Consider the following 23,358-nt stretch of genomic DNA (forward strand, 5'->3'; position numbering starts at 1 on the left):
TGCGCGGGCAGCGGCAAGGCCGGGGGATGGCACATGGTAGCGGCCGCCGCTGCCCGCGTGAAATTAAAAATCCCACTCGTGCCCAGTGCGTATGGCAATGCCTACGGGGATCGACGGCGGCTACAGGCGCTGGCCGCCCGTGGCGTCGATGCGCTGCCCGGTGATCCAGCGCGCCTGGTCCGAGGCCAGGAAGGCCACGATGTCGGCGATGTCCTCGGGCTGGCCCACGCGGCCGAGCGCGATGTCGCGCGCCAGCGCGTCGGCCATGGCGGGATCGCGGGCGCGCGTGTTCATGTCGGTGGCGGTGGCGCCGGGCAGCACGGCATTGACGGTGATGCCGCGCGCGCCCAGGTCGCTGGCCAGCAACAGGGTCAGCGCCTCCAGGCCGGCCTTGGCCGGCGCGTAGACGCTCATTTCGGGGTAGGCGGCGCGCGTGCCCATCGACGAGACGTTGACGATGCGCCCGCCGTCGCGCAGCAGCGGCAGCAGGTGCTGGATCAGGAAGAACGGCGTTTTCAGGTTGACCTGGATGATCCGGTCGAAGTCCTGCGGGGAGACCTCGGGCAGGCGCGCGCGCAGGCTTACGCCGGCGTTGTTGACCAGGATGTCGAGGCCTTCGTCGCCGGTCTGTTCGCGCAGGCTGGCGCGCAGGTCGCGGGCCAGCGCGCCGGCGCCGTCGGGGTGCGCCAGGTCGGCGCGCAGCGCCCAGGCCCTGCCGCCGGCCGCGCCGATGGCCTGGACGACCTCGTCGGCCTGTTCCCGCGCCGCGTTGTAATGCACCGCGACCGTCGCGCCGCACCGGCCCAGCGCCAGGGCGATCGCGCGGCCGATGCCGCGGCTGGCGCCGGTGACCAGGGCGGTCCTGCCGGCCAGGGACGATTGAGTGGCGACTTGATTCATGCTGCGAGCTCCGGTTGCGAGGTTGGCGGGTGTCGGTTCGATGCGGGGGACATTCTCGCCCGCCAGCGCGGGCCTGTCATCGCCGCGGGCAGGAACAGCAGGCAAAATCGTCGGGGCAGCGCCCGTCAAGGCGCGCCGGCCGCGGCGCCGAGGTAGGCGTGGAAGGCCTGAGCGAGCGGGGAGCGCACGGACGAGCGCAGCCAGACCATGCCGACCTGCCGCGATGGGCAGGGATCGGGCAGCGGCCAGCGCCTGACCCGCGCATCCGCGGGGCCCAGGGTTGGCCAGTCGGGCAGCACGGAGACGCCGAAGCCTTCGGCGACCAGCGCCGAAATGTGTTCGATGCCGTCCAGCTCGAATTGCACCTTCGGGCGCACCCCATGGGCGCGCAGGTATTCGTCGGCCATCTTGCCGGCGACCACCTTGCGGTCGTACTGGATGAAAGGTTCGCGCGCCGCGACGCGCAGGGCGTTCCCGACGCGCAGGGCGCTGGGAGCCAGGAGGACCAGGCGTTCTTCCCGGATGAGGCTCCAGGCGCAGGTCTTGTGCAGCTCGAAATTCGGGTGCACCAGGATCGCGGCGTCGAGCTGGCCCGCCATGACGCGCTCCAGCAGGACGGACGAGGTGCCGGGCTCGATGTAGATCTGGATGTCCGGATGCGCCCGCATCCAGCGGCGCAGCAGGGGCGGAACCAGCCCCATCAGCGCCGTGGGCGTTGCGCCCAGCCGCATGGGGCCGGCCGGCAGGCCGGTGTCCGAGGCGGCCGAGCGCAGGTCGCGCTCGCCGCGCAGCAATTCGCGGGCGCGGTCCACGATGCGCGCGCCGGCCACGGTCGGCCGGACCGTCCGTCCCGCGCGCGTGAGCAGCCGCGAGCCCAGGTCGGCCTCGAGGGCGCGTATCTGCTGCGCGAGCGTCGTGGGCGCCAGGCCGAGCCGGCGCGCGGCGTCGGCGATCGAGCCGGACTCGGCCACCGTGACGAAGCTGTGGAGGAATCGCATGTCCATAAACACGTATTTTACGTTTTATGAAACTTGGGAGTGCGCCTTTTTTTATTTATTGAAGACGCGCGACATCGCGTTTTCCCATTCAACAGGCATCAGGAGACGATCATGGCCATCATCAAGTCCATCGAAGTCTGCGTGGCGCGCGTCCCGATGGACAAGGTCACCTATCTGTCCAACCGCACCGTCGTGGACCGCCACTACGGGCTGGTGAAAGTGCGCAGCGCCGACGGCGTCGAAGGCATCGGTTTCTGCTACGTCGGCAACCAGGCCGGGGAGATCTTCCGGGTCGCCGTCGAGCAATTGCTCGGGCCGGTGCTGATCGGGCGCGATTCGCTGGCCGTGGAAGGGCTGTGGCGCGAGATGTACCAGGAAGCGCTGCTGCAGGGCCGCATGGGCACGGTCATGCGCGCGCTCAGCGCGCTGGATATCGCCCTGTGGGACCTGAACGCGCGCGCCGCGAACCTGCCCCTGCACAAGTACCTGGGCGCCGTCGAGCTCGACAGCGTGGCGGCCTACGCCAGCGGCGGCTATTACGTGGAGGGCAAGACCGCCGGGCAGCTGGGCGAAGAGATGGCCAGCTACGTCGAGCTGGGGTTCAAGGCGGTCAAGATGAAGACCGGCCGCTGGTCGCCGCAGGGCGAGCAGTCGCGCGTGCGGGCCGCGCGCGAGGCCATCGGCGAGGACGTCGAGCTGATGCTGGACTGCAACAACGGCTGGGTGGATACCGTGCAGGCGATGGAATACCTGCGGCGCATGGAGCCGTACAACCCGTACTTCATCGAGGAGCCGTTCAGCCCCGATGACGTGGAAAGCCACGCGCGCCTGGCCCGGCTGACCCGCATTCCCGTGGCCACCGCCGAGATCGGCTACGGCCGCTGGTACCACAAGCAGCTGCTGGACATGGGCGCGGCCGCCATCCTGCAGACGGACGCGGCGGTCTGCGGGGGCATCACCGAGTGGAAGCGCATCGCGGCGATGGCGGCCGGCTACGGCATCCAGATGTGCCCGCACTGGTTCCACGATGTGCATGCGCCGCTGGCCGCGGCCACGCCCAACGCGCGGTACGTGGAGTTCTTCTGGGACGACCAGGTGCTGAACTTCCGCCGGCTGGTGGACCGCCAGCTCGAGCACAAGGACGGACGCGTCATCCTGCATCAAACCCCCGGCCTGGGCTTCGGATTCGACGAGAATGCGGTCGCCAGGTACGGGCGCTGGACGACGGAGTCCTGAACCGGCCGCCGCACCCTGTACCCAACCCTCATCGGAGACAAGAAAATGATGAAACTTCGCGCGGCCTGCGCGCTGGCCGCCGCCCTGGCCTGCGGCGCGGTCCTGGCCCAGGACCTGGGCGGCAAGCCCCTGACCCTGGTGGTGCCGTTCGCCCCGGGCGGCAACGCCGATATCGTGGCGCGCTCATACGCCGTTCCCATGGCCCGGCTGATCGGCGCGACCGTCGTGGTCGACAACCGCGGCGGGGGGGGGGGCGGCGCGATCGGCACGGCCATCGTGGCCAAGGCGCCCGCGGATGGCAGCACGCTGCTTTCGGCGACGCCGGGCCAATTGGGGACCTTGCCGCACATGTTCAAGACCGGCTACAAGTCGGCGGACTTCGTGCCGGTGGGCGTGGTGAGCAAGACCTCGATCGCCCTGGTCGTCAAGCACGACGACGCGCGCTTCAAGACCACGGAGGAGTTCATCGCGTACGCCAGGCGCAACCCGGGCAGGCTCAACGTGGGCCATGCCGGACCAGGCTCGCCCAATCACCTGGCCATGCTCCAGTTCGAGAACGCGACGGGCACGCGCTTCACGCCCATCGCGTACAAGGGTTCCGGACCGGCATTGATCGACCTGTTGTCGGGCCAGATCGACGTCATATTCGACCAGGTGAGCAGCTCCCTGCCGCATCTGAAGGCAGGCAAGCTGTCGGCCCTGCTGATACTGGGCCCGACGCGCGACCCGAGCATCGGGCAGGTGCGCACGCTCAAGGAAGCGGGGCTGCCCGAGTTCGACGCCAGCACCTATATCGGCGTGCTGGCCCCCAAGGGCGTGCCGGCCGAGACCGTGGCAAAGCTGACGTCGGTCATCCGGCAGGTGGCCGACGACCCGGCCTTCGACAGCAAGCTGCGGGAAATCGGCAGCGGGGCGTTCTACGCCGATCCGGCCGATTTCGCCCGGATCCTGCAGGCCGACGAGGACCTGGCCAAGGCGATGATCCAGCAGGGCAGGCTGATCGATGGTTGAGCGCGCGCGCCTGGCCGAGGGCGGCGGTTGGGACTGCCATTTCCATGTATTCGACGCCAGCCGCTACACGCTGGCGGCCGGCAGCGCGTACCAGCCCGAGGACGCCAGCCTGGCCGCCTTTCGCGGCGTGTGCCGCGCCCGCGGGATCGGCCGGGCGGTGCTGGTCCATCCGAGTGTGTACGGCGCCGACCACAGCAGTTATGAAGACGCGCTGGCAGCCAACGGCGACTGGCTGCGCGGCGTGGCGGTGGTCTATCCCGACGAGGCGACCACGCCCGACGCCCGGATCGAGCACTGGGATCTGCTGGGCACCGCCGGCACGCGGATCAACCGCCTGTTTCCCGGCGCGCCGCAACATCCCGAACGCATCGTCGAGCGCGTCAAGCCCTTCGGCTGGCATGTCCAGGTGCTGACCGACATCGTCGAGGACATCGGCCTGGTCAGGCGCATCGCCGCACGCGATGTGCCCGTGGTGGTCGACCATTTCGGGCACCACCCGCATGCGCAGCTGCTGCGCAGCGCGGGCTGGCAGGACCTGCTTGCCTTGGTGCGGGAGGGGGCGGCCTGGGTCAAGCTGTCGGCGCCGTACCGGGTGGGCGCGCAAGGCCCGGCCTGGCCGGGCGCGCAGGCGCTGGTGGACCAGCTTGTACAGGCCAATCCGCGCCAGCTCGTGTGGGGCAGCGACTGGCCGCACCCGCCCGATCACCGGCATCCGTTCCCGGCGCCGGACCAGGCGGCGATCGGCGCGACGATCGCGCAATGGCTGCCGGACGCGCAACTGCGCCGCCAGGTCATGGAACTGAATCCGCTGCGCCTGTACGGCGGGACGCGCGCCGCCGGGCGCTGAGCGCCAGCGCGGCGCGGCAGGCGGGTTGTTTACACTGGAGCGGCACATACACCCGCCCGGCCGCGGCCCTGCGCCGCGGACGCGGACTTCGATGGAGCGAGTGCCATGTTCAGTCATGTGACCGTGGGCGTCAGCGATCTGGCGCGCGCCGGACGTTTCTACGATGCGCTGCTGCAGCCGCTGGGGCTGCGCCAGCGGCAGACGCAGCCCGATGGCGGGCCGCCTTCGTTGTGCTGGGTGCGGGCCGGCACGAGCCTGCCGCGCTTTTTCGCCTATATGCCGTTCAACGGCCGGCCGCCCAGCCCGGGCAACGGCGCCATGGTGGCTTTCCTGGCGCAGACGCCGGAGCAGGTCGACCGGGCCCACGCGGCCGGCCTGGCCGCCGGCGGCAGCGACGAAGGCGCGCCGGGACCGCGGGCGCGCTATGGGCCGGGCTACTACGGCGCCTATCTGCGCGATCCCGACGGCAACAAGCTGCACGTCGTGCATCGCAGCGGCCCGGCCGCCGCGGGCTAGGTGTCGATTCTCAATAGGTTATTCACATCTGGGATACGCGTGATGGGTGGCTGATGTCCGAGAGCGGAGTGTGGCCGACACCAGTTGTAGCGGTCAATGAAGGGCTGCAAGGCAGCCTGTCGTTCGGCTGAGCTCGTGTAGGGCCTGGCGTATGCCCACTCCCGTAAGCAGGTCTGCACGAGGCGCTCGGCCTTGCCGTTGGTCTTGGGGGTGTAGGGGCGGGTGCGGATGTGACGGATTCCCAGCTCCACGCACACCGCCCGAAAGGTCCTGGAGACGTAGCCGCTGCCGTTGTCGGTCATCACGCGGTCGATGCGCACGCCCAGACTGGCGTAGTAGGCGGTGGCTTGGCGCAGGAACTCAGCGCACTGATCGCCGCCCTCATCGTCGAGGATGCGAGCAAAGGACACGCGCGAGAAGTCATCGATGGCCAGGTGCACAGCGTCCCAGCCAATGCCGCGGTTGCGGTTCTGGGCCCGATCGCCGGTGATGCGATGGCCCACGCCCCGGATGCGGCCCAGCCGCTTGGTGTCGATGTGCAGCAGCTCGCCTGGGCTGGCGCGTTCATAGCGGCGCACCGGCGCCGGCGGCTCCAGCGAGGCGAGTCGACTCAGGCCGATGCGTTCCATATACCGCGCCACGGTGGCCAGGCTGCGGCCGGCTTCACGCGCGATGCGCCACAGCGGCAGACGCTGGCGGCGCTGCTGGGCGAAGTGCTCAACCTGCTCGGGCGCACAGGCCTTCGGGCTGCGGTGCGGGCGAGAACTGCGGTCAAGCAGGCCGTCCAGACCTTCGCTTCGGAAGCGGGCAAGCCACTTGTAACCGGTGCGCAGGCTCACCCCTGCCGCCTGGCTGGCCTGCCTCATCGTCCAGTTCTGTTGCATCACCCTGTTAACAAGAAGGGCTCGACCTAGGCGGGTCAATCGCGCATGCTTATGGTTGTTCATCCAGTGTCCTGCCCTGAGTTGCGATGGCGTGGTAACCACAGCATCCCAGGTCCGGCCTGGATGAACAACCTATTGAGACATCACACCTAGAGCAGCTTGGTGCCCAGCGGGACGTCGCGGTCGGGCACGCACAGCGCGACTTCGCCCTGCGCGTTATGGAAGCCGGTGACCAGGCATTCCGACTGCAGCGGGCCGATCTGCTTCTTCGGAAAATTGACCACGGCGACCACCAGTCTGCCCAGCAGCGTCTCGGGCTGATAGAGGTGCGTGACCTGCGCGCTGGACTTCTTCACGCCGATCTCGGCGCCGAAGTCCACGTGCAGGATATAGGCCGGCTTGCGGGCCTCGGGAAACGGCAAGGCCTGCACGATGCGGCCGACCCGCAGTTCGACCTTGGCGAAATCCGTCCAGTCTATGAGTTGCATTGTTGGTTCGATCCGTTGCTAGTAGGCGGGCGCTGATCTTAACGCGCGCTGCCGCGCCGGCGCGCGCTATATTGCTTCACCATCCTTGACATGGCCCGGGCAGGACGCGAGGCCCCGTAGCCACGGGATCGCGCGCACCGATGGCCGGGCCACGGCCGCCGCCGCGGCGGCAGGCCGGATATCCGATCGATCTTGACTATTCTTGGCAAATCAACGACGGTTATGGGCGCTTGAAACGAAGCGCATCTTCACCAGTGCCGCAACGCGTGCGAGGAACGGCGATACCCTCGGTGCGCAGTCGCGTTCGCGGGCGGGAAGATCAGCATAATACGAACCGGCGCCGTCAGCGATGCCAGGCGCAGCAGTGCGACTCAGCTTTGGGACAAACGATGTACTTTCCCTTGCGCAAGGCCTTGTTAACCGGGTTATGGACTGCTGCCGCGTTGGGCGCGGTGATCGGACCAAGTCTGCTCGCCGTGGACATGGTGCGCGAGTACGGGCTGCGGCAACAGCGCGAGCAGGCCCAGGTCCTGGCGCAACGGTTGCTGGGCCGCATCGGCCTGACCGCCGACCGCCTGCTGCGCATCCATCGCGAGCTGGTGCACACCGGTGGCTCCAGCCCTTGCGCGCCTTACTCCACCTACCTGATGCAGCAGCAGGTGCTGCGTTTTCCGGATGTGCGCGCCGTCGCCTACGTGGAAGAGGGCCGCGTGCTCTGTTCCTCGCTGGGCGACACGGTGACCGGCGTCGATCTGGGGCCGAGCGATTTCACCACCGGCAACCGTATCTCGGTGTGGAACTCGGCCGTGTTGCCGGCCGCGCCCGAGACGCCGTTCAGGGTGTTCGCCAAGGAAGGCTACGCCATCATCATGGAGCGCGAAAGCACCAACCAGCTCGGTGGCGCGGTGCCGCAAGCGATGGCCGCGGTCTCGTTCTCGGGGACGCCCGACGATGCCATCGTATGGGGCGAACTGCCGCGCGCATGGTTCAAGCGGGCGCGCGAGAGCAACGCGTTCGTCGACGACAAATACGTTGTTGCGGTGCAGCGTTCCACCGCCCAAGGGCTGGTGGCGCTGGGCGCGGTGGCCTCCTCGCAGGGCGCAGAGGCCTTGCAGCGGCTGGCCATCCTGCTGGTGCCGCTGAGCGCGGCGGCCGGGCTGGGCCTGCTGGTCGGGGCCGTGATCCTGGCGCGCAGGCAGTTCAGCCTGCCTCAGCTGATCCGCTCCGGGCTGCGGCGCAACGAGTTCTACATGGTCTACCAGCCCATGGTCGAAGTGGGCACCGGCCGCTGCGTGGGGGCGGAAGCCTTGATCCGCTGGAGGCGCCGCAACGGCGACCTGATCGCGCCCGACGTGTTCATCGACGAGGCCGAGCGCGTGGGGCTGATCGGCAAGATCACCGAGCGAGTATTCGAATTGGTGTCGAGCGATGTGCAGCGCTGGCGCGGCCGCCTGGGCGATCTCTACATCAGCATCAATGTATCGGCGGCCGACATGGCCTCGGGCGCGGCCGAGCGCCTGCTGAGCGAAATGTTCGCGCGCACGGGGCTGACGCCGTCGCAGGTGGTGGTCGAGCTGACCGAACGGGCGCTGCTGCACTCCGACGAGGCGGTGGCGGCGATCAAGATCATACGCAAGATGGGGGGACGGGTCGCCATCGACGACTTCGGCACCGGCTATTCCAGCCTGGCGTATCTCACCTCGTTCGAGGTCGATGGCCTGAAGATAGACAAGCGCTTCGTCGACGCCATCGGGCGCGATGCGCCCAGCAGCAGCGTGTCGGTGCACATCATCGAAATGGCGAAGTCGCTGGGCCTGCGCGTGGTCGCCGAGGGCGTCGAGACCGCCGGGCAGCAGCGCTTCCTGAGCGAGCATGGGGTCGACTATGCGCAGGGCTGGCTGTTCGGGCGTCCCATGCCGCTCAACGAGCTGCTGGCGATGGCGCGCCGGCCGCCGCCCGGCTAGGCAAAACGAAGCATCATCCTCCCGCGCGCGGGCGGCAGATAGCGGGATAAGTGGCCATGCGTGGCATCTGATCCTCGAATTGGCCCCAGGCGGCGCCGATACACTGGGCCCAGACAAAGAGCAGCCGGGTGCCGGACCACCCGCCACGAGGGGGATGCCATGCGCAGGAATTTGCCCGTCACCGGGCACGAGTTCGTATTGCAGGATGACCAGTATCTCATTTCCAAGACGGACTTGAAGGGGCGCATCACCTACTGCAACCCGGCCTTTATCGCCATCAGCGGATTCTCGCGCGAAGAGCTGCTGGGCCAGCCGCATAACATCGTTCGCCACCCGGACATGCCCGAAGACGTGTTCGCGGACATGTGGGCCACGCTGCAGGCGCGCAAGCCCTGGCTGGCGGTGGTGAAGAACCGGCACAAGTCCGGCGGCTTCTACTGGGTGCTCGCCAACGCGATGCCCGTGATCGAGGCGGGCAACGTGACGGGCTATGCCTCGGTGCGGGTCAAGGCCACGCAGGCGCAGATCGAGGCCGCCGAGCACTTCTATGCCCAGGTGGAAAGCGGCCGGATGGGCGGCCATGGATTGCGCCACGGTCAACGCGTGCCGCGCGGCTGGCGGCGCGCCGCCCGCGCGCTGGCGTTTCCGTTGCGCAAGGGCGTGCGGCCTGCCTTGCTGCGGCTGGCGGCCGCCATGTGCGGCCTGGCGGCCATTCCCACCTACTTCGCCATCGGCGCCATGCCGCCGGAGGCCGCGCCGTATGGCTGGGGCGCCTATGCGCTGGGTGCGCTGGGCGCGGTGCTGGCCGCGATGGCGCTGGGCGGCCGGTTCGGCAGGCAACTGCGCAATGCCGAGGAGGTGGCGCGCCAGATCGCGGCCGGCAACCTGGTCAACGAGGTGGACTCGGGCGTCGGCGGCGAGATGCGCAATCTCTATTTCTACCTGGACATCATGCGCAAGAGCCTGATCGGCATCTCCACCGAGGTCATCGGCAAGACGTCCGAGCATGTGCATACCATCTCGCGCCTGCGCGAGGACAGCCAGGGCCTGGCCGCGCGCACCGAGGCGCAGTCGGCGGCGCTGCAGGACACCGCCAGCAGCGTGGAGCAACTGGCCGAGACAGTCACCCGCAACGCCGAAAGCGCCGGGGTGGCGGCCCGGCTGACCCAGGAAAGCAGCGAGGTGGCCGCGCAAGGCGGCGCCGTGGTCGGCGAACTGGTGGCGACCATGCAGGGGCTGGACGCGAGTTCGCGCAAGATGGCCGAGATCGTATCCGTGATCGAAGGGATTGCCTTCCAGACCAATATCCTGGCGCTGAACGCCGCCGTCGAGGCGGCGCGGGCCGGCGAGCAGGGCAAGGGCTTCGCGGTCGTCGCGGCCGAGGTCCGCAGCCTGGCGCAGCGCACCGCTCAGGCCGCCAAGGAAGTCAAAGTGCTGATCGACGATTCGGTGGGGCGCATGTCCACCGGCTCGGCCCAGGCGGGCCGGGCGGGCGAGACGATGCGCGAGCTGGTGCAGTCGGTCGAGCGCGTGACCGCCTTGATGGCCGAGATTTCCACCGCCTCGGGCGAGCAATCGACCGGCGTGGCGCAGATCAGTTCCGCCGTGCACCGCATGGAGGAGGTGGTGCAGCAGAACGTCTCCATGGTGGGCGAACTGACCCACGTCGCCGAGCACCTGGGCCAGGAGTCGGGGTCGCTGGTCGAGGCCATCGGCGTATTCCGCACCCCCGGCGCGGGCGCGCGCGCGATCGGCATGCCGGAGCAGGCGCCACGGCGCGCGCCTGCGCGCACCCTGTTGCTGGCCGAGCACCCCTGAGCCTGCCGGCGCCTCGCGCGCCGGATCTCCGCTTGCCTCCACACGCGGGCAGGGCAGTCATGCCCGCCCGCGTTTTGCCGTGCCCGCCGGGGAATAAATCGCCCTGAATGTAACAATTTGCGTAATATATCGCGGCAATTGCTGGCAATTTCCGCCTCCGAGGGCGTCTGGTCGGGGCTCTCTGGCATGGCTTTGCCAAAATTGACAATACCAAATTGTTCATACTCGTATACTTTAGTTACTGCAGCTTCGGGTCGGCCATCAACCCCGCCGTCCGGAGCCGCGGCAATGACCGGGGGACATTGCGTCACCAGGAACGTCAGGCCTTCTTTCCGAGCACCTTGCAATATGGCCATATCCGATGCGAATCGCGGCGGCGCGCCAGGCGCTGCGCCGGGTCCCGACCCGGCTCATATCCTGCATGAACTCGCCGGATTGATGGCCATTTCTCCGGGGCGGGACTTCCTGGACGAGCTGGTCAACCGCGCCGTCCAGCGCCTGGGCGTGGACTATGCGTGGGTGGTGTTGCATGGCGCCAAGGGCGAGCATGCCAGGACCGTGCTCAGCGCCAACTGCCGCATGCGCTGGAACGGGGCGGAGAGCTACCTTGCCACGGGCCAGAGCGCGCTGGCCGGCGTGCTGTCGCACGCCACGCAATATGTGTGCGCGCGGGACCTGGAGCGGCACGTGCCGGGCGACCTGGCGCTGCGGCGCCTGGGCGCGCAGGCCTGCGTGGCGCATGCCTTGCGCGACGAGTCGGGATTGCAGCGTGGGCATGTCGCGTTCGTGTTCAGCGAGCCGCTTGCCGACCCGGCCATCTATGTGAGCGCGCTGAGCGCCTGCGCGGCGTTCACCGAGCGGGCCGTGCTCGCGCTGGACGCCGAGCGCAAGGCGCGCCAGGAAGCGCTGCAGCTTGCCAGCCGCTACCAGGCCTTGTTCGAGAAGGCGCCGGTGCTGATCAATGCCTTCGACGCGCGCGGCAAGTGCATCCTGTGGAACCTCGAGTGCGAGCGCAAGTTCGGCTGGTCGATGGAGGAAGTCAACAACCATCCCGAGCCGCTGGCGCTGTTCTACCCTGATCCGCAGACGCGCGCGCGCGTGGTGGCCTCGGTCAGCCAGGCGCCGGGCCGAGCCTTCGAGGAATGGCATCCGGTCACCCGCGCCGGCAAGGTGCTGTCCACGCTGTGGTCCAACATCGTGCTGGAGTCCGGCACGATCGTGAACATCGGGTTGGACATTACCGAACGCAAGCGCGCCGAACTGGCGCTGACCCGGCTGGCCACGATAGACAGCCTCACCGATTGCTGGAACCGCGCCGAGATATTGAAGATCCTGCGCCAGGAAATCACGCGGCTGCGCCAGCATCCCGACCAGCCGCTGGCCGTGGTGATGCTCGACCTGGATCACTTCAAGCAGCTCAACGATCTCCACGGCCATCTGGTCGGCGACGCGGCGTTGCGCTATTTCAGCGACCAGTTGCGCTCGAACCTGCGCGGCACGGATTTCGTCGGCCGCATCGGCGGGGAAGAGTTCCTGGCGCTGTTGCCGGGCTGCGACGGCGACGCCGCGCTGGCCATGGCCGACCGGCTGCGGGCGGCGCTGCGCAACGACCCGTTCACCACCGAAGGCCAGGCCGCGCCCTTGTCGGTCAGCGTGGGCATTGCGTTCGCGACGCCGGAAGACACCGCGGTGTCCGACGTCATGCGGCGCGCCGACACCGCGCTGTACGAGGCCAAGCGGCGCGGCCGCGACCGCGCCGTCGTCTACTTCGGCTGACCGGCCCGCCGCGTGCGCCGGCGCCGTCTGCTATAAGGCAGGACGGCACATATCGGTGGAAGGCATCATGCAGCGCTTGCAGGCGTCGCTCGAACGACGGCAGGTCGGTATCTATTTCGCGGCGATGGCGCTGGGCGCCGTGCTGGCCTGGCACCGGCCCGGCCTGCAGGTGGGCGAGGCCACGCTCAATCTCATGCTGGCCGGCATGCTGTTGGCGACCTTCATGCAGGTGCCGCTGGCCGGCTGGCGCGCCACGCTGCCCGGCATGCGGTTCCTGGGGGTGCTGCTGAGCGTGAACTTCGTGCTCGTGCCGGCCCTGGTCTGGGGCCTGGCCGCGCTGTTGCCGGCCGACCCCATGATCCGCCTGGCGGTCCTGCTGGTGCTGCTCGCGCCCTGCATCGATTATGTCGTGACGTTCGCGCAATTGGGCCGTGCCGACGCCCGGGCCCTGCTGGCGGCCACTCCGGTGCTGCTGTGCGGGCAGATGCTGCTGCTGCCGCTCTACTTGAACGTCATGCTGGGCAGCGATGCCGCCGCGCTGATTCGTCCCGGTCCGTTCGTGCAGGCCTTTGTCTGGCTGATTGCCTTGCCATTGGCGGCTGCAACGGGCGTGCAGTGGGCGGCCGCGCGGTCGGCAGCCTGGCGCGGCGCGGCCAGCGTGGTCGGCCTGTTGCCGGTGCCAGCGACCGCGCTGGTGCTGGCGACCATCGTGGCCGCTGTCGCACCGCGCATGGCGCTGGCCGGCGAGGCCGTATCGCGGGTCGTCCCGGTGTATCTGCTGTTCGCCGTCATTGCGCCGGCCGCGGGCTGGCTGGCCGCGCGCCGCGCCCGTCTGGCGGCGCCACAGGCGCGCGCGGTCGCGTTCAGCGCCGGTACGCGCAATTCGCTGGTGGTGCTGCCGCTGGCCCTGGCGGTGCCCGGCGGTGTGCCGCTGTTGCCCGCGCTGATCGTGGCGCAGACGCTGGTCGAACTGTGCGCCGAGCTGCTCTATGTCCGGGTGCTTGGCCGGGCGGGCAAGGACCGCGCCGGCGAGGGCTGAGGCGCGCGCGGATCAGGACCGCAGCGTGCTGTCGGGCACCACGTGTGCGACCGTGCCGTCCGGCAATTCGTAGGTCTGCTCGTCGATACAGCGCACCACGCCGCCGCCGGCCAGCCGGCAATAGATGTAGTCGATGCCGCAGACCAGATCCGGATGGCCGCCTTCGATGCGATGGCGCTCGACGCGATACAGCCTGCCTTGGGCGTCCTGCACCAGCAGGTCGGCCAGGCGCCGGCCGACGCGGTTGCTGGTGTTGCCTTCGGGAAGAATGGCGCACAGCAGGTTCATAGATTGGTATGGAACGTCTTTTGCAGGCATTCGCCGATGATGCGCTGCTTGGTTCGGGCGATGGCGGCGGGGGTGGCGTCGCGGGCGGCGGCATCGCCATCGTGCGCGGGCGTGGACTGAAAGTCGCCGATGCGGATGTTGGCTTCGTATTCGCAGCGCGCGCGCTGCCGCTTCCTTGGAGTAGTGGCCGTCGGCGCGGCTGGCCGAGGTGGAGGAACAGGCTGTGCAAGCCATCACGGCGAGAGCGCACAGGATGCGTGGCAGGATAGGCATGGCGATCACCAGGTGGGCGAGAGGCCATGGCAGTGTCCCACCGCGGTTGCGCCACGCACTATCGACCATATGGCCGAAATCGGTCCTATCGTCCGAATGGTCCATGCCGCGCCTGCGGCCAGGCATAAAAAAAATCCCGGCGCCCCTCGGCCGGGATATCAACTTCGCTGTAGGAATGTGCCAGCCTGGCAAACGGGCGAGGCAAGGTCAGCCAGACGAGCACTAGCGCAGTGTAGACGTTCGGCAGGGATGTCGTGATCAGTCCTTTTGTGAATTTCCTGTATGAATTTGAACATCATCGAGTGGCATTTCTCTTTCATTTGCAGGATATCTGCCGCGACGCGTTGATCGCGGAAGGCGACTACGTACGGTCAGGCCGAGAGCTGCTGGCCTGTCGCCGCGAGCCAGGCGAGACTGGTGCGGCCCGTCAATCCAACATCTTCTTCGTGCTGCGCCGCCGCCGGGGCGCCGGCATGATGACGCAGCCTCGATATCCCGCATGAATCTCCCCGCATCGCTCGACTTGTCTTCCCGCTTCGTGCCGCGCGCCGGAAGCTGTGCCATCAACGGATGGCGCATGTTTCCGTAGGCGTGTCGGCCCGCAAGTGCGCGGGCCTGGAGCGCCTTGTTCATTGAGGCGTCGATCGTTCATGAATCCGTTTCACCATGCGCCGCGCCGCCGCGCCGCGCACATCCACGTATTGCTGTTGAGTATGAGCGCATTGCTGTGGCTGCCTGCGGCCCAGGCTCAATACTGGTCACCCGGCGCGCAGGCGGGGCCCCACAATGTGGGGACCGACGGCGTTTTCGACGAAGACGAAGAACCCGGCCCGCGGCCGCGGCCTCCCTTGCCGAAGGAAGACCTGGAGGCCCTGGAGGACTTGTTCGGTTCGGGCGACACGCCGCCCGAGCCGCCGCCAGCGCCGCCGTCGCCCGGGCCCATGGCGCCGAACGTGCCTGAAGACGCGTCGCCGCACCTGCCCGATCACGCGGGCGGCGATGCCATGCCTCCTGCATCGCCGCCCGCGCCACCCGAGGCGCGACCCAAGCAGCCCGAGGCGCGACCCGAAGCCTTGCCCGAAGCGCCGCCGCAAGCGCAACCTGAGGCGCCGCCTGTCGTGCCGCCACCGGCCGAGCCGCCGGCAGCTCGACCGCCGGCCGTTCCACCTGCGCGGCCGGCCGGCGACGCGGTGTACCTGCCGGGCACGCGCACGCTGACGCCGACGGCCAACGCGGCGGTGGGCACGGCCAGCGCCGCGCAAGGTTTGTGGCAGGCCGAGATGAACGCGCTGGGCAAGCGCATGGGCGAGCTGCGCCTGACGCCCGCGGCGGGCGGGGTGTGGGGGCGGGCCTTCACGCAGCGCCAGAAGCTGGACAACGGGGTGGCGCGGGAATTTCGCCAGACGGTGGGCGGCTTCGAGCTGGGCGCCGATACCGCGCTGGCGGCGGCCGAAGGCCGCTGGCATGTGGGCGCGGTGGCTGGCTACAGCCAGGGCAGTCTGAAGTTCCGGCACGGCGGCACGGGTGATGACGACAGCGTGCACGTAGGCGCCTACGCGACCTATATCGGAAACAGCGGTTTCTATCTGGACGGCATCGTGCGGGTGAGTCGGTTCTCGCACGAGTTCAAGGTGCACGACACGCAAGGCCGGCGCGTGCGCGGCCAGTACCGCGGCAATGGCGTGGGCGCGTCGCTGGAACTGGGCAAGCGCTTCACGTGGCCCGGCGCCTGGTACGTGGAGCCGCAGCTGGAGGTGGCCGCCTTCCGTGCGCAAGGGGCCGACTACACCGCCAGCAACGGCCTGCGCATCAAGGACGACGGCACGAACTCCATGCTGGGCCGCCTGGGCCTGCACGTGGGGCGGCAGTTCGACCTGGGCGATGGCCGCGTGGTGCAGCCCTACATGAAGCTGAGCTGGCTGCAGGAGTTCGACGGCAAGAACACGGTGCGCACCAACGGCGTGCGGCACAAGAACCGTCTGGACGGCGGTCGCGCCGAGCTGGACCTGGGCGTGGCTGCGCAACTGGGCAAGCACGGCAGCCTGTACGGCTCGTACGAGTACGCCAAGGGCAGCCGCCAGACCATGCCGTGGACCTTCCACATCGGCTACCGCTACACCTGGTAGCGGGCGCCTGCGCCGAGAGCCTTGTCCCCGGCATCTGCGGCAGGGTGTGCCTGTCCCCGCCGGGACAGGCACACCGCTCTACGCCATGAACGCTAGTCGGCCAAGACGGTATCTGTCCCGAGGCGGGCAGGCTCACTGATCCTCTCCGCGCAGGTGCGTGTGCTCCGTGCGTGGAGAGTGCTTATTTTCGATTGATTGGTCAGCTGCTTGGTTGGTAATGAAGAAAATACAACAGGACAAAAAGGATTTGTCTGATTGTTGGGGGGGGCGATGTGTAGACGCTGACGGGCAATGGGGGGACGGATGCGTCATCCGCGACGTACGGCGGTTCTCCATATTGATTCAGGTCGCTTCTTATGCGTCGTGTTTTCCGTCAGCGGGAGCGCCACTCTCCTTGAAACCAAAACCTATGCACATTTACGGAAATATGAATCGGGCAACACCGTGTCGCGGTGCGGTGCGTGCCCTTGCGCTTGCCCTGCTGGGCGCGGGTATGTGGACACTTTCTCCTGCTTCGACATGGGCGCTGGAGCTCCCGCCGCCGCTGACGGACGAGGAACTCAGGCTGGTTCTGCCGACTGGCGGCATGTCGCTGGATGACTTCAAGCGCGGTCTCGAACAGGCCGCGCCCGGTTCCGTCGCGACGCCAGCACCGCCGCTTCCCAAAGTCCCGGTGCCGGGTCCCGCTCCCGGCGCCTCGCCTGGGGCGGGCTCTTCACCGCCTGGTGGCAGTGATGTGCCCGGCGGCGCGTCATCGTCGCCGGGTGAAAAACCGCCGGCAGTTGCGGATCAAGGGAAGGGCCAGGGTAATGGGGCAGGCGGCGGCCAACCACCGCAGGCAGGCGCAGGCGGCGCCAATGGGCTGCCGCCCGGCGGGGCTGATCCCAAGCCACCCGCAGCGGCGGGCGGCGACGCGGGCCCGAAGCCTCCCGAGGGAGATGGCGGCGATGAAGGTCCGCAACGGCCGCAGGGCGGTGGCGAGCAAGGTGGCGGCGAGCAGGACGCGCCGGAGGTTCCTCCCGTCGCGCCGGCGCCGCCAGCGGACAACGGCGTCTATGAGCCGGGTACGCATACCTTGAGCGCGCCGGCCTCTGCGGCGGTGAGCCTGGCCAGCAGTTCGCATGGCGTCTGGCAGGCCGAGATGAACGCGCTGAGCAAGCGCATGGGCGAGTTGCGCCTGACGCCGGTTGCGGGCGGCGTATGGGGCCGCGCTTTTGGCCGGCGCCAGGATGTCGATAACCGCGTGGCGCGCGAGTTCCGCCAGACCATCAGCGGTTTCGAACTGGGCGCCGATACCGCCTTGCCGGTGGCCGACGGGCGCTGGCACGTGGGCGCGGTGGCTGGCTACACCAACGGCCGCATCAAGTTCGACCGGGGCGGCACGGGCGATGACGACAGCGTGCACGTGGGCGCTTACGCCACCTACATCGAGGACGGCGGTTTCTACATGGATGGCATCGTGCGGGTCAGCCGCATTCGCCACGCGTTCAAGGTGGACGACGCCAAGGGCCGGCGCGTGCGCGGCCAGTACCGCGGCAATGGCGTGGGCGCGTCGCTGGAACTGGGCAAGCGCTTCACGTGGCCCGGCGCCTGGTACGTGGAGCCGCAGCTGGAGGTGGCCGCCTTCCGTGCGCAAGGGGCCGACTACACCGCCAGCAACGGCCTGCGCATCAAGGACGACGGCACGAACTCCATGCTGGGCCGCCTGGGCCTGCACGTGGGGCGGCAGTTCGACCTGGGCGATGGCCGCGTGGTGCAGCCCTACATGAAGCTGAGCTGGGTGCAGGAGTTCGACGGCAAGGGCACGGTGCGCACCAACGGCGTGCGGCACAAGAACCGTCTGGACGGCGGTCGCGCCGAGCTGGACCTGGGCGTGGCTGCGCAACTGGGCAAGCACGGCAGCCTGTACGGCTCGTACGAGTACGCCAAGGGCAGCCGCCAGACCATGCCGTGGACCTTCCACATCGGCTATCGCTACGCCTGGTAGCGCATCGTATGGCGGGGGTGCCTGTCCCGGCGGGGCCGGCACCCTTGCCGCACCAGGGACAGGCGGCGCAAGCACCGCGCAAATGGAAGAACGCCCCAGCTCGCGGATGAGTCTGGGGCGTTCTTGCCGGCCTTCGCACGCATGGGTGTCAGAAGACCTGGCAAGTTCAATGTAGTGCCGGCGGGCAGGCGCCGCAAGCGCAAAATTGTTTCCGTGGCATCCAGGGGAAAATCACAGCTAGCCAACGGCTACCCACGTGATATCGTTCGCGCATCAAGGTAACGTAGGCGCAAGTGGGTGACGTGATGCAGCGAGGCGAATTGGCACATTGGTTGAACGTCGTGGCCGAGAACGGCGAGCCGGGCGCGCCGCAGATACCGGTGCCGGAGCAGTTCGTGACGGCATTGACCACGCTGCGCTGCATCGAACGCAATGCACAAGGCCAACTGGTTGTAACCGAAAAGGGGCGCCTGGCCTTGCATATGGAGGAGCCTGGGGCCCTGCATCGCCAATAACAGTTTCTTTTCCCGCGAATTGTTGCAGGACACGCATGAGTGAGATGGAACTTGTGCGTGGCAGCATAGTCCAATTACCAGAAGCGGGATTAGCACCACCCGCCGACGTCGCGCGTTGCAGCCGCACGCGTTTTGCAAGTAACGGACTGGGAGGGCGCCATGCAGCATCGTGACCAGGAAGTACTGATCGACGTTTCGACGGCCGCCATGGATACTGGCGGGTACGGCGTGCTGTTGACGGTGACTGCCGAAGGCGGCACCGAAGTCGATGCAGCGTTTTCTTATCTTGGAACCTGCGCCTCGCTGGATGAGGCGCGCGATCGGGCGGAGGCGTTCGCGCAGGATTGGCTGCGCGAGAACATCTACCGCTGACCGGCGCGGGAGCGCCGGCAATGGCAGGGCAAAAGGCGCTTGGGCGGTGGCTGCGGCGATTTGGGTTATCGTCGCGGTTGCGCCACCTGGAGCGCCTTTTGCATGCGCGTCGTACTCCCATGTCAGCCGCCTCTTTCCACACTGATCTGCCTGCTCTCGTGGCGCAGTTGCGCCAGCATTTCAATACCGTCATCGTGCCGCTCTGGCTCGAGCGCGGCTTCGACGCCGGCCTGGGCCTGCCTTGCGAGGCGCTCGACGCCCATGGCGCGCCGCTGCCCGCGCAGCGCTATCGCGCCATGGCGTGCGCACGCCAGCTGTATGTGTTTTCCCGTACCGACGGCGCGGCCGCCGCGGCGCATGCCGAGCGGCTGTTCTCGTCGCTGTTGCGGTATTTCCAGAACGCCGCGCACGGCGGCTGGCGCCATAGCGTCGATGCGCAGGGGCAGCCGCTTGACGACACGCAGGACCTCTACACGCATGCCTTTGTCGTGTTCGCCTGCGCGGCGTATTTCTCCCGCACGCGCGATGCGCGGGCGCGCAAGACCCTGCTGGCCACCGTCGACGTCATCGAGCAGCGTTTCCGTACCCGCCAGGGTCTCTATGTGGCGGCCCTGTCGGCCGATTGGGCGCAGGTCGTGCGCGGCCCGGCGCAGAATCCGGTCATGCACCTGACCGAAGCCTATCTGGCCGCCGCGGGCGTGGTCGAGCCGGCGTGGTTTGCGCAGACGCTGGGACGCCTGACGCAGGACGTCGCGTCGACGTTTCTGTACGCGCCACGGCTGTGCATCGCCGAAGAGCCGCTGGACCAGCCGCCGCGGTTCGAGCCCGGCCACCAGTTCGAGTGGTACTCGCTGCTGCATGGCGCGCCGGACCTGTTCGGCGACCTCGAACTGGGCAGCGCCTTGCAGCGGGGTTGCGCCTGGGTGCGGCAACATGGCGTGGACGCGCACAGCCATGGCGTGGCGGCGGTGCTCGACGAGTCGGGCGCCGTGCGCGACGCCACCCAGCGCATCTGGGCCCAGACGGAGTACGCCCGCTACCTGGCCCTGAGCGGGCAGTGGCCCGAGCTGGCTACGCAACTACGCGCGTTCCAGGCGCGCTTCCTGCATCAGGACGGCTGGCACGAGTGCCTGGACGCCCAGGGCAATGTGAGCCGCGCCGACATGCCGTCCACCACGCCTTACCACCTGGCCACGTGTTACGCCGCGCTGGAGGATGCGCTGGCCGGGCAGGGATGAATCTTCCGCTCCGGCAGCAGTCGCATAAAGTTACGCCAGCAACGTGATTCGCCGAAATCCTTTACAATTTGGCTACCAAATGTGTAGGAGTGGGCGATGAGCGTCATGTGCCCGGCATGCCAGGCCATCAATGCAGGCTCGTCCGGCGTCGAACCGCATCCGCGGTTGGGCCACCAGGGTTTCACGAATCCCAGCCAGAAGGGGCGCGAGGCCAACCGCGAAGACCATTTCCGTTGCATCGAGTGTGGCGCCAAGTGGTTGAGGGAGACCGATCGCTGGGGCGTGGACCTCGGATTCAGACTGGCGCCTTGAGGGGCGCGCGACGGGCAGCCGGCAGGCTGCCCGTTTGTATTTCGCCCGGCCGCCGCGTGCCGTGCGGCCAGCGCACCGGGATCGCCGACGGCGCTGTTCGAGGCGCGGTTGCTGGCGCGCCGGCTTAAGTTCCGGGCGTAGCCTGCCGTAATGGGGGTACCGCGGCGAGCGCCGCCAATCAGGCCAGGGCGCCATGGTTCAGAAGGTCCTCAACGGTTTCGCCGTCGTGGCGTTCGCCACCCAGCCCGAGCACGGCATGCCGCCGCGCGCGTTCATCCAGACCGCGCCCATGGACGGGGCCGGGCAGGCCGAGCCGCAGGTGTTCGAGATTTTCCTGGCGCGGCGCTTTCGCAGCGCGGTGGAGGCCATGTCGGCGGCGCGCAACGCGCTGGATCGGGTGGTATCGGTAGACCAGGACGGCGTACCGGCGCCGCTGCCGGACTGAAGCAATGCGCTAGCCGCGCGGCTGGATCTTGCCGCTGGGCAGCCAGTACACCGCCATGCCACCGGCATCCGGCCGCTCGTCGACCTGCAAGGCCGTCAGGCGGCCGTTCCTGCACGGGCCGCCGATACAGAGGCCGGTGTCCGGTTCGTAGGTGGCGCCATGGCGCGCGCACATGATGAGATCGCCCGCGCGCGTGAAAAAACTGTTCTCCCAGTCCAGCTCGACGCCGACGTGCGCGCAGCGGTTCAGATAGCCGTAGACCTGGCCGCGGTAGCGCACGAAGAACGCGCTGGCCTGGCCGGCGCCATCGGTGACCGGGACTTTCACGCCCAGGCCGCCGTCGACCAGGTCGGCGGCGGCGCAGACGCGTACGGCGGGCGTGGAATCAGTCACGGCGGGGGCAAGGGGCGGCGAAAGCGCGCATCTTGGGCGTCGCGGGGGTGCTTGTCAATCGTCCAGGGCCACGGCGGCCGGACGGGTGGCTTCCTGCTGGCGCGCCCACATGCCGGCGTAGATGCCGCCCTGGGCCAGCAGTGCCTGGTGGCGGCCGCGCTCGACCACGCGGCCATCGCCCAGCACGATGATTTCATCGGCGTCGGCAATGGTGGAGAGGCGATGGGCGATGATCAGGGTGGAGCGGCCCTGGCTGACCTCGCGCAGGTTGGCCTGGATTTCGCGTTCGGTATGCGTGTCCAGGGCGCTGGTCGCTTCGTCGAACAGGAAGATGGATGGGTTCTTGAGCAGCGTGCGGGCGATGGCCACGCGCTGCTTTTCGCCGCCCGACAGTTTCAGGCCGCGTTCGCCCACCATGGTGCGGTAGCCGTCGGGCATGGCCATGATCAGGTCATGGATGTGGGCCAGCCGCGCCGCCGCCTGGACTTCGCCGTCGCTCGCGCCGGGCCGGCCATAGGCGATGTTGTAGTGGATGGTGTCGTTGAACAGGACGGTGTCCTCCGGCACGACGCCGATGGCCGCGCGCAGGCTGGCCTGGGTCACGCCGCGCACGTCCTGGCCGTCGACCAGGATGGCGCCACGGTCGGCATCGTAGAAGCGAAACAGCAGGCGCGCCAGCGTCGACTTGCCGGCCCCTGAGGTGCCGACCACGGCCACGGTCTTGCCGGCCGGGATGCGGAAACTGACGCCCTTGAGTATGGGGCGGCGCGGGTCGTAGCCGAAATACACGTCGCGGAATTCCACCGCGCCGCCTTCCAGCCGCAGGGCGAGCGCGCCGGGCGGGTCGGCGATCTCGCGCCCTTCGCCGAGCAGTTCGAACATGCGCTCCATGTCGATGAGGGCCTGCTTGATTTCGCGGTAGATGAAGCCGAAGAAGCTGAGCGGATCGTACAGCTGCAGCAGATAGGTATTGACCAGCACGAAATCGCCCAGGGTGTAGCGCCCCTGCGCGATGCCGCGGGCGGCCATCCACATGACCAGCGTCAGGCCGGCCGAGATGATCACGGCCTGGCCGATGTTGAGAATGGACAGGCTGACCTGGCTGCGTACCGCGGCGCGTTCGTAGCGGCGCAGCGAGGCGTCGTAGCGTTGCGCCTCGTGCTCTTCGTTGCCGAAATACTTGACGGTCTCGTAGTTCAGCAGGCTTTCGACCGCCTTGGTATTGGCCTCGGAGTCGGTCTCGTTCATCTGGCGGCGAAAGCGCGTGCGCCATTCCGTGACCACCAGCGTGTAGGCCAGGTACAGGGTGACCGTCGCGCCGGTGGCCAGGGCAAGCCAGCCGTCGAACATTTTCCACAGCACCGCACAGACCAGGCCGATTTCGAACAGCGTGGGCAGCACGTTGAACAGCAGGAAGGTCAGCAGGGTCTGGATGCCCTTGGTGCCGCGCTCGATGGCGCGCGTCAGGCCGCCGGTCTGGCGCGCCAGGTGAAAGCGCAGCGCCAGCGCGTGCAGGTGCCGGAAGATCTGCAGGCCCACCGCGCGGATGGCGTGCTGGCCGACGCGGGCGAACACGGCGTCGCGCAGCTCGGAAAACAGCAGCGACAGCACCCGTGCGGCGCTGTAGGCCAGGATCAGCCCCAGCGGCACCGTGACGGCGCCGGGCGCGCCGCCGCCGAGCTGGTCGACCGCCGACTTGTAAAGAATAGGTACATAGACGACGGCCGCCTTGGCCGCCAACAGGCACAGAATGGCGATGACGACCCGGGCCTTCAGGCCGGGGCGGTCGGCGGGCCAGAGAAAGGGCGCCAGCGTGCGCAAGGTGTCCAGGCTGTTACGCCCGGCAGGCGTCGGAGAGGGGGAGGGCATCAAGGGCAGGGGCGCCGGTCTGGGAAACCGGGCCGGAAACAGGCTTTCACATTGGCATTATGG

Annotated in this window: 23 protein-coding genes; 16 read left to right on the forward strand and 7 right to left on the reverse strand. The window is 68.3% G+C overall.

Translation table 11 applies throughout. The features are described 5' to 3' along the window. Positions 1-120 precede the first annotated feature (120 nt). Both LK409_RS05950 and LK409_RS05955 read right to left on the reverse strand, forming a co-directional pair. Complete coding sequence (locus LK409_RS05950) at positions 121-900, reverse strand: SDR family oxidoreductase (RefSeq protein ID WP_041937155.1); 780 nt, start codon at positions 898-900, stop codon at positions 121-123. A gap of 125 nt (positions 901-1,025) precedes the next feature. Next, positions 1,026-1,904 carry a LysR family transcriptional regulator gene (locus LK409_RS05955; protein ID WP_033446846.1) on the reverse strand — a complete coding sequence of 293 codons (879 nt, stop codon included), beginning with the start codon at positions 1,902-1,904 and terminating at the stop codon, positions 1,026-1,028. A 105-nt stretch (positions 1,905-2,009) separates the two neighbouring features. Between LK409_RS05955 and LK409_RS05960 the strand changes: the two genes are divergently transcribed. The 4 genes from LK409_RS05960 (at position 2,010) to LK409_RS05975 (ending at position 5,508) form a co-directional block, all read left to right on the forward strand. Further along, positions 2,010-3,134 (forward strand): mandelate racemase/muconate lactonizing enzyme family protein, encoded by a 1,125-nt coding sequence (locus LK409_RS05960; protein WP_010928111.1) that lies wholly within the window; start codon positions 2,010-2,012, stop codon positions 3,132-3,134. Between the two features lie 45 nt (positions 3,135-3,179). Then, positions 3,180-4,145 carry a tripartite tricarboxylate transporter substrate binding protein gene (locus LK409_RS05965; RefSeq protein WP_010928112.1) on the forward strand — a complete coding sequence of 322 codons (966 nt, stop codon included), beginning with the start codon at positions 3,180-3,182 and terminating at the stop codon, positions 4,143-4,145. Then, positions 4,138-4,992 carry an amidohydrolase family protein gene (locus LK409_RS05970; RefSeq protein WP_003811634.1) on the forward strand — a complete coding sequence of 285 codons (855 nt, stop codon included), beginning with the start codon at positions 4,138-4,140 and terminating at the stop codon, positions 4,990-4,992. Before LK409_RS05965 ends, LK409_RS05970 begins: the two co-directional genes overlap by 8 nt. A gap of 105 nt (positions 4,993-5,097) precedes the next feature. Beyond that, positions 5,098-5,508 (forward strand): VOC family protein, encoded by a 411-nt coding sequence (locus LK409_RS05975; protein WP_010928113.1) that lies wholly within the window; start codon positions 5,098-5,100, stop codon positions 5,506-5,508. Here the strand turns inward: LK409_RS05975 and LK409_RS05980 are convergent. Both LK409_RS05980 and LK409_RS05985 read right to left on the reverse strand, forming a co-directional pair. Further along, positions 5,505-6,455 carry an IS481 family transposase gene (locus tag LK409_RS05980; protein ID WP_010927744.1) on the reverse strand — a complete coding sequence of 317 codons (951 nt, stop codon included), beginning with the start codon at positions 6,453-6,455 and terminating at the stop codon, positions 5,505-5,507. The two genes, LK409_RS05975 and LK409_RS05980, sit on opposite strands and share 4 nt — an antisense overlap. Before the next feature lie 86 nt (positions 6,456-6,541). Then, the gene (locus tag LK409_RS05985; RefSeq protein WP_003810814.1) at positions 6,542-6,880 is read right to left on the reverse strand and encodes a tRNA-binding protein; all 339 of its coding nucleotides are present in this window, start codon (positions 6,878-6,880) and stop codon (positions 6,542-6,544) included. Positions 6,881-7,332: 452 nt separating this feature from the next. On the opposite strand from LK409_RS05985, the gene LK409_RS05990 reads away from it, so the two are divergent. From LK409_RS05990 to LK409_RS06005, 4 genes are all read left to right on the forward strand, one after another. Continuing rightward, positions 7,333-8,844 (forward strand): EAL domain-containing protein, encoded by a 1,512-nt coding sequence (locus tag LK409_RS05990; protein ID WP_226376521.1) that lies wholly within the window; start codon positions 7,333-7,335, stop codon positions 8,842-8,844. A 159-nt stretch (positions 8,845-9,003) separates the two neighbouring features. After that, a complete protein-coding gene (locus tag LK409_RS05995) occupies positions 9,004-10,662 on the forward strand; it encodes a methyl-accepting chemotaxis protein (RefSeq protein ID WP_003810818.1) in 1,659 nt (552 codons plus the stop codon). A gap of 438 nt (positions 10,663-11,100) precedes the next feature. Further along, entirely contained in the window at positions 11,101-12,438 is a 1,338-nt protein-coding gene (locus tag LK409_RS06000) for a GGDEF domain-containing protein (RefSeq protein WP_226376567.1), read from the forward strand. 67 nt (positions 12,439-12,505) lie between these two features. Beyond that, positions 12,506-13,477, forward strand: a complete 972-nt coding sequence (locus LK409_RS06005) for an arsenic resistance protein (protein ID WP_003810823.1) — start codon at positions 12,506-12,508, stop codon at positions 13,475-13,477. 12 nt (positions 13,478-13,489) lie between these two features. Here the strand turns inward: LK409_RS06005 and LK409_RS06010 are convergent, their stop codons facing one another. Then, on the reverse strand, positions 13,490-13,765 hold the full coding sequence (locus LK409_RS06010; protein ID WP_226376522.1) for a hypothetical protein: 276 nt from the start codon (positions 13,763-13,765) through the stop codon (positions 13,490-13,492). 527 nt (positions 13,766-14,292) lie between these two features. Between LK409_RS06010 and LK409_RS06015 the strand changes: the two genes are divergently transcribed. The 8 genes from LK409_RS06015 to LK409_RS06050 all read left to right on the forward strand — a co-directional run bounded on the left by LK409_RS06015 (position 14,293) and on the right by LK409_RS06050 (position 21,033). Further along, entirely contained in the window at positions 14,293-14,541 is a 249-nt protein-coding gene (locus LK409_RS06015; RefSeq protein ID WP_127806951.1) for a hypothetical protein, read from the forward strand. A 54-nt stretch (positions 14,542-14,595) separates the two neighbouring features. Then, complete coding sequence (locus LK409_RS06020; protein WP_041937156.1) at positions 14,596-16,164, forward strand: autotransporter outer membrane beta-barrel domain-containing protein; 1,569 nt, start codon at positions 14,596-14,598, stop codon at positions 16,162-16,164. 409 nt (positions 16,165-16,573) lie between these two features. Next, positions 16,574-18,151, forward strand: a complete 1,578-nt coding sequence (tcfA, locus tag LK409_RS06025) for an autotransporter TcfA (protein WP_041937157.1) — start codon at positions 16,574-16,576, stop codon at positions 18,149-18,151. A gap of 293 nt (positions 18,152-18,444) precedes the next feature. Continuing rightward, the gene (locus LK409_RS06030; protein ID WP_010928120.1) at positions 18,445-18,666 is read left to right on the forward strand and encodes a hypothetical protein; all 222 of its coding nucleotides are present in this window, start codon (positions 18,445-18,447) and stop codon (positions 18,664-18,666) included. Positions 18,667-18,825: 159 nt separating this feature from the next. Then, the gene (locus LK409_RS06035; protein WP_003810832.1) at positions 18,826-19,038 is read left to right on the forward strand and encodes a hypothetical protein; all 213 of its coding nucleotides are present in this window, start codon (positions 18,826-18,828) and stop codon (positions 19,036-19,038) included. Between the two features lie 119 nt (positions 19,039-19,157). Further along, positions 19,158-20,276 carry an AGE family epimerase/isomerase gene (locus tag LK409_RS06040; protein ID WP_010928122.1) on the forward strand — a complete coding sequence of 373 codons (1,119 nt, stop codon included), beginning with the start codon at positions 19,158-19,160 and terminating at the stop codon, positions 20,274-20,276. Positions 20,277-20,372: 96 nt separating this feature from the next. Next, positions 20,373-20,588, forward strand: a complete 216-nt coding sequence (locus LK409_RS06045) for a hypothetical protein (RefSeq protein ID WP_003810837.1) — start codon at positions 20,373-20,375, stop codon at positions 20,586-20,588. A 193-nt stretch (positions 20,589-20,781) separates the two neighbouring features. Next, positions 20,782-21,033 carry a hypothetical protein gene (locus tag LK409_RS06050; protein WP_003810839.1) on the forward strand — a complete coding sequence of 84 codons (252 nt, stop codon included), beginning with the start codon at positions 20,782-20,784 and terminating at the stop codon, positions 21,031-21,033. 9 nt (positions 21,034-21,042) lie between these two features. On the opposite strand, the gene LK409_RS06055 is transcribed toward LK409_RS06050, so the two are convergent. Both LK409_RS06055 and LK409_RS06060 read right to left on the reverse strand, forming a co-directional pair. Next, positions 21,043-21,426 (reverse strand): Rieske (2Fe-2S) protein, encoded by a 384-nt coding sequence (locus LK409_RS06055; protein WP_003810840.1) that lies wholly within the window; start codon positions 21,424-21,426, stop codon positions 21,043-21,045. A 54-nt stretch (positions 21,427-21,480) separates the two neighbouring features. Continuing rightward, complete coding sequence (locus LK409_RS06060) at positions 21,481-23,298, reverse strand: ABCB family ABC transporter ATP-binding protein/permease (protein WP_010928123.1); 1,818 nt, start codon at positions 23,296-23,298, stop codon at positions 21,481-21,483. Positions 23,299-23,358 lie beyond the last annotated feature (60 nt).

The sequence above is a fragment of the Bordetella parapertussis genome, assembly GCF_020735925.1.
Taxonomy (GTDB): Bacteria; Pseudomonadota; Gammaproteobacteria; order Burkholderiales; family Burkholderiaceae_B; genus Bordetella; species Bordetella pertussis.